This window comes from Microcoleus sp. AT3-A2 (assembly GCF_036705685.1).
Taxonomy (GTDB): domain Bacteria; phylum Cyanobacteriota; class Cyanobacteriia; order Cyanobacteriales; family Microcoleaceae; genus Microcoleus.
Map to the genome: position 1 here is coordinate 1 of NZ_JAUBVF010000069.1, position 12,829 is coordinate 12,829.

A 12,829-nucleotide genomic window follows, 5' to 3' on the forward strand; every position below is an offset into this window, starting at 1 on the left:
AATGACTAATGACTAATGACTAATGACTAATGACTAATGACTAATGACTAATGACTAATGACTAATGACTAATGACTGAGGAATTATAAAAAATGGGCTTATTTGATGATTTCAGCCGCTTTCTAGAAACCAGATTAGAAGAATTTTTGCGTAGCAATCCCCATCTGGAATTGCAGGCAATAGAAGAACAACTGAAGGAACAAGAAGAAGACACTCTGCGGCTGATTCTCGATATCCAAAAACAAGAGAAAAAACTGCAAGCCGAAATTCTCTCCGCAGCTCAAGAAATTCAGCGTTGGAACGATCGCATCAACAAAGCTAAAGCTGCTCAAAGGCTCGATTTAGCTCAAGCCGCCCAAGAGCGGCAAGCCGCTTTGCTGCGTCAGGGAAATCAGCGCTGGGGTCAAATGCAAGGCTGCAAAGAACGGATTGAAAAAGCAAAAGAACTGTACCGCCAAATTCAAGTACGGCGAAAAGAAGTCCGAGCAAAAGCGGCAGAAGCTGCAACTCGAACTACCACTAAAACAGAGCCAAATTGGGATACAAAGGGTTGGAATCAGAGTTCAAATTATAATAGTTTTAATGCGGCCGATCCTTTAGAAGAAAAGTTTCAACGCTGGGAAGCAGACGAAGAACTCGATCAAATGAAGCGGAATATAGGCCGATAGTTACGAAAGCATTCCAATCCTTTAGGGACGGCTTCACCCGGAACTGGGATTCCTGGTGCAACTATTAGTCAAGCCTCCAGAGTCTCAGGTATTGCGATCGATCGCTCAGACTTGATATAATTACCATCCTAAAATTCTAGGGCCAATTAATCAATCATCCCTACAATATTCTCACCTACTTAATGAGCGTTGCATATTTATGGTATAAACAAAAGCTCTAATCAAGTAAAAAAATTTATGATTTGTCCCGGCTGTCAATCCACCAATCTGACGGGGTGACAACCCCGTCAGGTAAAAAAGACGAATTCTGAATCAAAAAACTGTTTTTTAATTTACATCGCTGCGGTTATTCACAACGGTTGCTCTGCTTGAGAAGGTGGCTCTTCTGGCAGCGGAATAAACTCTGTCTCTTGAGGAACCTGAGCAAACCGTCCCTCTCTCCAATCGAGTTTGGCTTGCTCAATGCGCGAGTGCCGACTCGAAACAAAATTCCACCACTTATAGCGCTCACCAACAGGTTCACCGCCAATCACAATACAACGAGCCTTGCCGGAAGCAGAAATGTTTACTTCAGTGCCGGAATTTAGAACTGCCAACCGATGTTGTTCCAGAGGCACTCCATTGATCGCAAGCCCATCTGTTACGCTGTAAACCGCCTGTTCGCTGTAATCGCCCGGTAAGGTAAATTCTCTTCCAGCAGTCAGTTGCACGTCCAGATAAATCATGGGTGAAAATATTTGAACTGGGGAAGTGCGACCATAGGCCTCACCCGCAATTAGGGTGAACGAAACTCCTGCATCCTCCCAAACAGGCAACTCAGAAGCCGGATGATGCCGAAACCAGGGGTCGGTTTCTTCGTATTCATCGGGAAGGGCTATCCAGGTTTGGATGCCATGCAGGATGGCTTCTTTGCTGCGATCGTCGTCAGGGGTGCGTTCAGAGTGGACAATGCCTCGCCCTGCCGTCATCCAGTTCACCGCACCAGGACGGATTTCTTGAACGCTGCCGACACTATCACGATGCAGCAAAACACCTTCAAACAGGTAGGTGACGGTTGCTAAGTTGATGTGCGGATGCGGCCTGACATCCACGCCCCGGCCGGGTGGAAACACCGCAGGGCCCAGATGGTCAAAAAAGATGAACGGGCCTACCAATGCTAAAACGTCTGAGGGAAGCAAGCGGCGGGCTTGGAATCCACCCAAATCTTGAATGTGTGGCTCAATGAGATGCTGGATGGTATCCGTCATAATGTTTATAAAGTTGCGAAGGCTAATCGTCTATGTCAAAAGTGAATTATACAAAAAGCTCTTTCTAGAGAGTTGTATCAGTGACTGGTCAAAACTTTCCCAATCGAAAGCTGTTGTAGAGTGTCGAGTTCTCAACGAGCTTTCTGCTTACGAGACGATGGAGAGTTCATCACTGACTTGAATCCGACCTTTGACCAGGGAGCGAATCAGACGATCGAGCGAGCCACGTTCTTCTTCACTGATGGACTCATCGAGGATAGCGGCCATCATGCCGTAGCGGTCAGCTTTGGTAACGCGGTGAGTATCGGTGACAGTGGCAATTAATTCGTTGATAGCGCCGGGGAGAAGATTAACTTGAAACATGGGATTATTTTGAACTCGACACCTTAATCATCTCGTGATTTCTCCTAAGAGCAAGTGATGGTGCTGGTTGTTTCCCGTGATAATACTGAGAATATTGGGTGAACCAAGTCCGTGTTACCAGTGATCGAAGTCACAACATTGAAACCAATGCAGCGGTGGAACAACTACAACCCACCTTCCGCCCTTTGAGTGTGTGAGTTATATCAAATCTGCCCTTCATCGGAATTATCCATCTCTCTTCCCTTCCTCTGTATCCTCTGCGTTCTCTGTGGTTTAAACATTCCGATCTAACGGGAATTGATATCAAAGGGCCCGACGTGGGGTGTAGGACAAGAGAAAAATGATAATTTGGCACATTAAGTACGGAAGAGAAGGTATTAGGTCTCTTGACGGGAAGAAATCAGCTTTTCCCGGTTAACGTTTCTCAGCTTCGCCAATGAGAGTAAAAGCGGCCCAATCTACAGGATTAGGATGTTTGACCAGTGTTACCAGCATGGCCTTCCGCAGCGCTTGGGCAATATCAGGCGTTAGCTGCATCTGCCGATAAAATTCCCCCATCAACTCGGCTGTTGATTCGTCAGATACTGACCACAGAGAAACTACAACACTCGGAACGCCTGCTGCAATAAACGAGCGTGATAAACCAATGATGCCATCACCAGTAATACGACCGCGGCCCGTATTGCAAGCACTCAAAACGACGAGTTCGGCATTCAACCTCAAATTGAAAATTTCGCTAGCAGTGAGTAAACCACTGTCACCCTTGCTTGGCGCAAGCGCGATGACTCCAGGTACCCCCAATCCCTCCTCGTCATCCAGGATTCCGTGAGTTGCTAAATGCACGATGCGCGATCGCTCTATTTGCTGTAAAACTGCTACTTTTGTCGCTTTGTCGCCTGTGAGCGCTTCAGCATTCAAAAGCTGAGCAATCGCGATCGCTTCGGCTTCAGAGTGTGGGAGTGATGACAGTTGTTGAGGAGGTTGGTTCGTCGTAAAGGCAACACTTGGCATGGTAGGATTCCCAACGACTAGCGCACCTTTTCCTGAAGCAAGCTGTTGCTGTTTCTTGGTTAAAGAGAGCACTTGAATTGAAGGTGCTGTTAAAATAGTATGTTTTTCTATCAAGTATTTTCCCGAAGTATCTTGCAGCGCGGCAAAGGGAACTAAGAACAAAGATTCATGAGGAATAAAGGTAATTCGCGACGCTGGATCTTGAGGTAGAAGGTCAGCAATTGGTGCGATCAGTAGTTGATAAAGCTCTTGCAATGATGGGTTTAAAAATCGTTGCTCGACAATAGGCCGGGTTCGGGTGGGATTTGTAGCTGGTTGGGAGCGCTTCTTATTTTCGAGGCAACTAGGAATGAAGCAACGACCTTCAGTAATCAAGGCTTTTAATGAAGTTTTTTCCTCAACCAAACCTTTCAAATTGATGCGACGAAAGTCAATTTTCCCGGTCGGCTGTATCACCCAGATATAAAGTTCTGAATCTTGCAGCTTTCTTTGACCCTCAGCTTCTACATCTTCTTTGATAAGCGAGTAAGAAACTAAAGTCGAATTGTGTTCTTTAGCAATTTGTTTGATTTCCTGGATATCGAGCGGTTTTATTTGATTTTCCGATGACTTTAGGGTAGCCTGTGCTGACTGGGAAGAAAAACGGCTGGTCAATAATCTGACAAAAGCTTGCGCCCGTCCACGCTCTGCTATTTCTAGCGCTTCGTTATGCTGGTTTTGATTGGCAAGCACTTCTTGTAACATACTATAACTTGTTTCTTGGGTTTCAAAAATTGAAATTAAATTGAGGTCGTTATTTTTTAAATTTGACCGCAGAGATTCCCAAATTTCAATGGTTGAAAATAAAGCTTTGATAGCTTCTGCTGGTTGCTTTGCTTTGTATAAAGCGTCACCTAAATTGCTGAGTACGCGGCCTTGGGCGTGGCGATCGCTCAGTTCTCTGGCAATGGCTAAACTCTGTTGGTAAGACTCAATCGCTTGAGGATAATTTTTGACAGCATAGTAAGCAATTCCTAAATTTTCTAGAGCACGACCTTGAACGAAACGATCGCGCAGTTCTTTGGCGATCGCTAAACTTTGTTTCTGCTCATCAATTGCTTGGGCATAATTAGTCAGGGAATAGTGTACTAATCCTAAATTACTCAAAGCAAGGGCTTCGCCTCGGCGATCGCGCTGCTGTTTAGCGATCGCTAAACTTTGCTCTTGATATTCTACTGCTCTTGTATACTCTTTTTGGGCGTAATAAACTAATCCCAAATTTCTTAGGATACTCGCTTCTAAATCAAGGGATTTTAGGGAGTGCGCTACTTCCAAACTTTGCTCGTAGTATTCAATTGCTTTTTTATAATTGCCAATCGCGCCGTAAGCAGCTCCCAAACCAATAAAAGCTTGTCCCTTTCCCAATAAATCGGCCCTGGATTCAGCTTGTGCTAAGCGCTGCTGCTGGTAAGAAATTGCTTTTTCATAATCTCCGATTGCGTAGTAAGTTGCGCCTAGATTGTTGAGCGCATAGCCTTCCCTAGCGTCATCGCGGGAGAGTCTCGCCAGCTCTAAATTCTGCTGGTAGCAGGCGATCGCTTTGCTGTAGTCTTTCGGCGCAGTTTGGAGGGGCACTCCTGCCTGCTGCTCCAATAATTGTTCCTCAGTTAAGCACTGAAGGGCACTCGGTGTCAGGCTTACTAAGCCATTGTTTAGAGGTGCGAGTTCAGGGAACTGAAAGCGAGGTAGTGCTGGTGATTCTGGTGGCACCGGGGAAGGTATGAACACTCGTGGTTCTGGTGGCATCGGGGAAGGTATGAACACTCGTGGTTCTGGTGGCATCGGGGAAGGTATGAGCGGTGGTGGTTCTGGTGGCAGCGATGGTTGTGTTGCTGGCACCGGCGGAGGTATGAGCAGTGGTGGTTCTGGTGGCTGCGGGACAGGTGATGGTGCTGGCACCGGGGAAGGTATGAGCGCTGGTGGTTCTGGTGGCAGGGCGGGAGCCACCTCCACCGGAGGATTTGGTGGATTGCTAAGGAAGCTGATCTCACCTGCCTTGATTCCGCTAGTGTTGATGTTGCCCGTACTGATTTTGCCTTCTGAATAAAGGGTGACGCTGCCTCCGTTTCCAATGAAGCTAGAGGTTGTAATTCCACCGGTGACGATCGCGTTTGTCCCATATAGGAAAATTGACCCACCGTTACCGATTATCGAGGAAGCGTTCAAGGTGCTGGCGCTCGTATTGATGCTTCCCCCCGTGCTGTAGAGGGTAATATTGCCAGCATTGCTCGTTAAATTTGAAGTATCCAGGTTTTCCGCTGCGATGTCCCCGGACGCTACCAGGGCGATATCTCCGCCATTTGAAGTAATGGATGCTGCTTGAATGCTGTTTGCAGCGCCTAAAAAAACTGAACCTGCGATCGCGATATTGCCAACTTGAATGCTGGCAGGTGAAGAACTGGCGGGTGCTAAAGTGCTGTTTCCAGTAAGGGAAGTGGGTACGTTGCCAGCCGTTAAAACCAACTGCGGTCGATCGCTAGATGCGGAAGTGATAGCGAGATCACCGGCTGCGATCGCGCCTTTGGCTTGCACTCCCAGAGAAGCGCCTGCGTAATTACCAAAAGTGACGTTTCCGCCTGAGACGATCGTAGAACCGCCTGAACTTGCGAAGTTGCCTGGACTACCTTGAAGTGTGGCAATTGAGAAATCGCTGCCAGCTCGGAAGAGGGCATCACCGGATACAGTACCGTTACTGGTAAGTGTGATGCGGCCGCCAGCGCTCAGTAAGCTTTGGGAGTGATTGCGAGCCTGGATGTCTATTTGGCCGCCCTGTACGGCTAAGTTTCCACCCGCATCAATAACAAAAGAGTTAGCCGCGCTGTCGCGAATGCGGACAGCTTCCCCCGCTTGCAATTTCAAGTCACCGGCTGTCTGTAATTGCCTGTTGAGTAGGGTTAGGTTATGCGCGGCTGAAATAGTAGCCGTTTGAGCAGACACTGCTACATTTTGGTTTGCACCTGTTGCCTGAGTGTCGGCAATTGCCACATCGCCAGCTTCTACCTGCAAGTCTGAATTCGTTAGCTGTACGCTTCCGTCGCTGTTAACTGTAACGCCTGTAGCGTTGCTGCTACCTCCTGTCAGCAGTTGGGACAGGGTGAGGGGACTCAACGGCACAGAAGCAGAGTTGAGATTAGAAGAGGGGGAAATTTCTAAACTCAGGAGATGCCCTGCCTGAGAAATGCGGACTAAGTTTTCTCCGGGCACCGATGCGATCGCAATTTGCCCAGACGGTGCTGACAAAGTACCGGGGCTGAAAACTGTTCCGCCTATTAAAGCTAGCGTTTGCCCGTTAGGTACGCGCAGTTGACCGAAATTTGCGATCGCCCCTGGCTGAGCTGTACCAAAATTTAAAATGCTTGGCGTTCCTATCAGCATAGCGTATTCATTAACGCCAACTGCCTGAAACCAATTGTTGCCAAATCCGATTCCGGTTGCTGTCGTTGCCAAGAATGAACCAGGCACGTTCAGTTGAGCGTTGGAACCAAAAACCATCCCCGCCGGATTCATCAAAAATAAGTTAGAATTACCGCCTATTACTTGAATTAAACCGTTAATATAAGAAGCATCACCACCCACAACTCGCCCTAAAATATTGCGGATATTTGGCTCAGAAATAAAGTTAACAATTTGACCCTCTGTGAGTCCAAACTGCTGAAAGCTATGAAAGAGATTAGTGCCGTCTTTTGAGATCTGTCCCCCGTTGATGTTAAATTGATTGCCGGAGGCATTAACAGCAGTTTCGGTGCCATCGGGAGACGCAGTAATTTGCTGGCCTGTAGCAGCAGGTGAGAACAGTAAAAAACCTAAAGATACAACCAAAGTACAAGTCAACAGTTGCTGTTGATATCTTTGATTTATGATTGTTATAATCATTAGACTTCTCCCTACAATAAAAGTTTTGCTGAGTACGCTTAAATTATAATAAAACTTTCTCCTCAAAAAACATGAGTGGAGTTTAAGCTAAGCACGTTAAAAAGAGCCCTCGTAACTCAACGGGCGAACGTTTCTAGAACCCATTTGAGAGCTAAGCGGCTGCAAGCCTGATCAGCATCAGCCTAATAACAATAGTCTGGATAGTTTTTAGTTCCTAGTCTGAAAACCTTAATTTTTCCTTGGTAGTTCGATTGCCGAATCGCCTTAAAAGCCATATTCTACGGTTAGTTATCAAAAAGTGTCCGCAGTCTTGTAATAAAACAAAGATTAACCTTGGCACTCGCATCAACCAGAGTTCTCTCAAAATTACTGACGAGGATTTTGCACGTCTCTATCCAAGCATTTGCCCGTTCTCTTCCCCTACCTTGTCACAACCCGAAAAAACAAGGATTTGAGGATGCTCCACTCTTCGTCTGTGAGGCTGGTAGAGTATGGCATAACTGCTGGATACGAATTTTGCAGTCACTTTACTTATATACAGCAAAAAATGTCAAATGCGTTCTATAAAAGCGATCGCCCTTCCCACTCCCCCATCCCCTGAAGCCCGTAAAGCGTACCTATCCCAGAGGGAATCCCCCTTTTATCCAAAATCAAAATAAGTAGACAGACAAAAAAATTAGTCCGCCTACTTAATCGCTAACTACAAATCACTCCCACTCGATCGTTCCCGGTGGCTTAGAAGTAATATCGTAAACCACTCGGTTTACCCCCTTAACCTCATTCACAATGCGGTTCGAGATCAGTTCCAACAAATCATAAGGAACCCGCGCCCAATCAGCCGTCATCCCGTCTTCACTCTTAATAAACCGCAGAACAATCGGGTAAGCATAAGTGCGCTGATCGCCCATCACCCCTACACTGCGAATCGGCAGCAAAACTGCAAAAGCTTGCCAAAGTTCACCGTACAATCCGTGCCGGTTAATTTCTTGGCGAACAATGAAGTCAGCATCCCGCAAAATATTTAGTCTCTCTGCGGTAACTTCTCCTATGATCCGAATCGCCAATCCCGGGCCGGGGAAAGGTTGTCGGTTCACGATTTCTTCGGGAAGCCCGATCGACCGGCCAACTTTTCGCACCTCATCCTTAAACAGTTTTCGCAGCGGTTCAATCAGCTTAAATCGCAAATCTTTCGGCAAACCGCCGACGTTGTGGTGGCTTTTAATTTTAACAGCAACTCGCTCGCCGCTTTTCGGGTCTGCATTAGTGTCAGCCGACTCAATCACATCAGGATAAAGAGTACCTTGTGCGAGGTAGTCAAAGGGGCCCAGACGCTTCGATTCTTCTTCAAATACGTTAATAAATTCGTGACCTATCCGCTTGCGTTTTACTTCAGGATCGGTTATTCCTTCAAGTTGAGCTAAAAAGCGTTCGCGAGCATTAACATACTCAACATCAATGTGGAATTGCTCTTTAAATAATTTTACCAACCGTTCTGGTTCATACTTCCGCATAAACCCTTGGTCGATAAACATACAGGTAAGTTGGTCGCCGATCGCCTTGTGCAGCAAGAAAGCCAAAGTAGAAGAATCTACACCACCGGATAGAGCCAGCAAAACTCGTTTATCCCCCACTTGGGCGCGAATTTCGCGAATCGATTCCTCCACAAAAGTAGCTGTCGTCCAAGTCGGTTCGCACTCGCAAATGTGGTAAACAAAGTTGCGAATTAAAGCTATTCCCCCGATCGAGTGAACTACTTCTGGGTGAAACTGAACCCCGTACAAATTGTTCTCGTGGTTAGCAACAGCAGCACACGGAGTATTGTCCGTGTGAGCGAGGATCTCAAAACCCGAAGGCAACTCGGAACAGGAGTCTCCGTGGCTCATCCACATCGTGCTGCCTTCTTCGACATTTGTCAGCAAATCTGTAGGATCGTCAATAAATAGCGATGCCTTGCCGTATTCGGCTAACTTAGCCCGTTCAACCTTTCCTCCGAGTTGCTTTACCATCAACTGCATCCCGTAACACACTCCCAACACCGGTATTCCCAAATTCCAAATTTCTGGGTCGCAGTGGGGAGCTCTTTCATCGTATACAGAACTCGGGCCTCCTGACAGAATAATTCCTTTAGGATTGATAGCTTTTAACTGTTCTGCCGTAGTTCGGTAAGAAATAACTTCTGAATATACTTGAGTTTCGCGAATGCGGCGAGCGATCAGTTCGGAATATTGCGAACCGAAGTCGAGAATCACTATGATCTGGCGATCGATCTGCTGCAGAAAAGAGTTGGTGAGAACGGATTCAGTTTCTATTTGAGTAGTCACGGTTATTGCGTAATTGCTAAGTGCTAATTGGGCAGAAAGTAGCGGAGGTATCTGTCGCGGTCTCAGTACAATTCTAAGGAAGGCGATGAACCATTAGTCGCTAGAAATAAATCTTATTCATACTAGATTGCTGTCAGCGATGTTAGTCGATTAATCAGGCACAGGGCAAGCATAGATTTACTTCGAGCCTTACCCTAATTAATTGAATTCTTACTTCAGAAATAAATTCCCGAAGCAACCTAGTATAATTAAGGTTTAGGGACAGAGAATTATTACTTGTTAAATATTATCCCTGACCGATGTTTTAAACAGAATTCAGGGATATTCACACTACATTAACAAATTTGGGTCAAAAATGTATCTCCTATATCACTTTTAACAATAATTTTGCGATCGCGCCCGAACATCACCGAGCCCACGGGGATGTGCAAGTTAGTGTGAGTAAAAATGCAATCCGATGAGCGCAAGTCTATTTGTCCGGCGATGTCGCCGTAAATTCGATCGACCCAATTGCTCCCAAACTCGGCGTCTAAAGCCCGCAGTTGCCCAAGAGCCTCTTCGGCTGTCGCTGCAGCAAAAATTGCGGAACACGCATCGGCAGGCATTCCAGCTTTAGCACAGTAAGCTGTGAGAATTTCCCTGCGCCCGTCAGCCAAGTGGTGGTGAGTGTGAAAAATCCCCGCCGCCAATTTCATCAGTTTCCCGTGATAGCCAAACAGCAAAATTGACTGCACGCCCTGATATCCGGCTTCTACCAGCAGCGGGCCGAGCCAGTTAGCGGTTTTGACGAGCCTATCAGGATTAATCCCCAGTTGTCGCGCCAAATCCAAACCGTTTTCGCCGATGCAGAAAACCAAACAGTCAAACAATTCGGCTTTTTGTTGCAATTGTTCGCGGTAAAGTTCCAACTGTCCAGGCGCACTCAGCGGTTGAGAAATGCCCGTTGTACCCAGCAGCGAAAGTCCTTCTACCACGCCGAAAGCTTCGTTAGAAGTGCGGGTGGCTAGTTGTCGCCCAGACGGCAGAATCAGGGTGACAGTAATTTTTTCTCCCCGTGCGAGTTCTAGGCTCAGATTCGATCGCAGCAGCCGCATTGCGTAATCATAGATCGCCGCCCCTCCACCGACTGTGTGACGCCCGATACCTTCACCGCCGAGAATCACAATCTGCTCTCCCTCTCCCCGATTCTCTCCCTCTCTCTCCCTCTCTCCCTCTTCCCAATTCCCTAATTCCACCATTGCCCAAACGGGGGTATTGCGAGTCAGATCGAGATTGTCCCCCGGATCGGAGCGAGTTACTCCTAAAGCGGTATTAGTTTTGAGTACAGACGCCTGTTCGATCGGAATTTCTGCCGTTATTTGCGGTTCCAGTAAATTTACTGATACGCTATCTAGAGACTGAATACCCTCACGCAAGCACCGCAAAGCTGCAAGTGCGGCCGCACAGGCAAATACTGGCAATGTATACCCGGATACAGGTTGAGTTTTAGTCACGCTCAAATGCAGAAATCTGTAAATTTGCGGGCGATCGACATCACGCCTTAGCACTGATAGCCCTCAAACATTTAAGTTTAATTGTAGGGTTTGTTATTATAAGCAGTTCGCGTAATTTTTGTCAACTATAATTTTGTCCTGTGAGTTGCCTTGAAGCAAGCCACACTTTTGTGGAGCTTGACTAAATTGCCAAATAGTTTGCTAAAATTCTCCATAGTTAATCATTGAGAGGAAGTTTTGTGTTTGCCCTCAAACGAGCGCTCAAACTGAATAACAACGAAGCGACTTTGATGGCAAGACACGCAGGATTCCGGCGCGTAGTATTTAACTTTGGGTTAAGCTTGCGGACTCAAATGTATAGCGAGGGAAAATTCACAGACTCGAAGGTGATCAACGAAGTTAAAAAAGTTCTTACCAACCACGTCAAGAAACAGCCTGAATTTGGCTGGATGAACCAGTTGTCTAGTCGAGTTTATCAAAATGCTTTAATTGACTTGAAAGATGCTTTTAGTAGATATCGCTCTGGAAAGGCAGGTCATCCAAAATTTGCTAGTCGCCGAGACGGTCAATCTTTTACAGTTGATTCCTCTAATGGCAAAGTTTTATTTACTAAACGCTGGCAAAACCCTTAAGATTCCTACCTTGGGTACTTTTCGACTCTACGAAGCCCTAGAATGCGGTTATGTGTCTCAAACTTTTACGATTTCAAAAGAAGCAAGTCGTTGGTTTGTTTCCTTTTGCGTTGATGCAGAATGTTTGCCAGTTCAACAATCTGAAAGCTCTGTAGGAATCGATGTAGGCATTAATTCTTTTGCCACGCTGTCCACTCAGCAGGTCTTTGATGCGCCGAAGCCGTTAAAACAAGCGAAAACCAAGCTTGCTACCTTGCAACGCCAAGCCTCAAAACAGGTAAGAGGCTCCCAAAATCAGGGCAAAACCTACCATAAAATCCGTCGGCTCCATGCACGGATAGCTCGTATTCGTTTAGATTTCCTTCACAAGCTAACAACTTATTTAGCCCAAACTTTTAAGCTAATCAAGATTGAAAACTTGAACGTTCAGGGCATGATGGCGAATCACAAGCTGGCTGGAGCAATATCGGATCTAGGTTTTTACGAGTTCAAACGCCAACTCGATTATAAGTGCAAAATGTATGGGGCAAATTTAGTGCTGGTAGACCAATGGTTCCCCAGCACTAAAACTTGCTCGAATTGTGGCACAAAAAAAGATATGCCACTAAGCATTAGGACTTTTGAGTGTCCTGCTTGTGGCATATCTTTAGATCGGGACTGGAACGCAAGTCTAAATATTTTAAATTGGAAACCCTCGGCTTGAGGGGGATAGCCTACTTATCTTGGGATTAGCCGTCTACCCAACAGCGTAGGAAGTGAACTCGGATTGTGTCTAAAGATTAGTTTAGACAAGTTTAGATAAGTTTTGCAAAGCAGGTGCGTTAGCGGAGCCCCCGTAGAGGATCGCCAATAACCCACTCCGAAGCTTTACCGGCACCTGGGGGCGATTTTCACAAAAAACTCGGAATCTCGATCGCGAGCGCTGGCACAGAACAAACGGATTCCAGGAATTAGGTACAAATCGTTAGCAGCTATACTCGGCAAGTCGATCGTCTTTCCTTCTATAAATTTACCTAGCCGTAAAGGTGTCAGAGCCGAGTCGATGAGCTCGCGCGAAATTTGCTTTGGCCCTTGGGGAGACTTGTTTGAGGCGGAATTCGAGAAATTTTTGGTATGCCAAATGCTGCGCTCGCTTCTTGGTTAAGCCCTAAAACCTACTTTTTCACAATTAGCAAATTTATA

8 protein-coding genes are annotated in these 12,829 nt (G+C 46.4%); 3 read left to right on the top strand and 5 right to left on the bottom strand.

Annotation, left to right across the window (positions count from 1 at the left end):
- Positions 1–92: 92 nt before the first annotated feature.
- A complete protein-coding gene (locus QUB37_RS25320; RefSeq protein ID WP_333167405.1) occupies positions 93–668 on the top strand; it encodes a TIGR04376 family protein in 576 nt (191 codons plus the stop codon).
- Positions 669–1,018: 350 nt separating this feature from the next.
- Here the strand turns inward: QUB37_RS25320 and QUB37_RS25325 are convergent, their stop codons facing one another.
- The 5 genes from QUB37_RS25325 to cbiD all read right to left on the bottom strand — a co-directional run bounded on the left by QUB37_RS25325 (position 1,019) and on the right by cbiD (position 11,015).
- Positions 1,019–1,915 carry a pirin family protein gene (locus QUB37_RS25325; RefSeq protein ID WP_333167407.1) on the bottom strand — a complete coding sequence of 299 codons (897 nt, stop codon included), beginning with the start codon at positions 1,913–1,915 and terminating at the stop codon, positions 1,019–1,021.
- A 147-nt stretch (positions 1,916–2,062) separates the two neighbouring features.
- Positions 2,063–2,278, bottom strand: coding sequence for a hypothetical protein (locus QUB37_RS25330; RefSeq protein WP_190659239.1), 216 nt, complete (start codon positions 2,276–2,278; stop codon positions 2,063–2,065).
- Between the two features lie 414 nt (positions 2,279–2,692).
- Entirely contained in the window at positions 2,693–7,201 is a 4,509-nt protein-coding gene (locus QUB37_RS25335) for a CHAT domain-containing protein (RefSeq protein ID WP_333167409.1), read from the bottom strand.
- Between the two features lie 707 nt (positions 7,202–7,908).
- A complete protein-coding gene (guaA, locus tag QUB37_RS25340) occupies positions 7,909–9,510 on the bottom strand; it encodes a glutamine-hydrolyzing GMP synthase (protein WP_445300060.1) in 1,602 nt (533 codons plus the stop codon).
- Between the two features lie 347 nt (positions 9,511–9,857).
- The gene (cbiD, locus tag QUB37_RS25345) at positions 9,858–11,015 is read right to left on the bottom strand and encodes a cobalt-precorrin-5B (C(1))-methyltransferase CbiD (protein ID WP_333167443.1); all 1,158 of its coding nucleotides are present in this window, start codon (positions 11,013–11,015) and stop codon (positions 9,858–9,860) included.
- 239 nt (positions 11,016–11,254) lie between these two features.
- Between cbiD and QUB37_RS25350 the strand changes: the two genes are divergently transcribed.
- The gene (locus QUB37_RS25350) at positions 11,255–11,647 is read left to right on the top strand and encodes a helix-turn-helix domain-containing protein (RefSeq protein WP_333167413.1); all 393 of its coding nucleotides are present in this window, start codon (positions 11,255–11,257) and stop codon (positions 11,645–11,647) included.
- Positions 11,607–12,350, top strand: coding sequence for an RNA-guided endonuclease TnpB family protein (locus tag QUB37_RS25355; protein ID WP_333167415.1), 744 nt, complete (start codon positions 11,607–11,609; stop codon positions 12,348–12,350). The genes QUB37_RS25350 and QUB37_RS25355 overlap by 41 nt, the downstream gene beginning before the upstream one ends.
- Positions 12,351–12,829 lie beyond the last annotated feature (479 nt).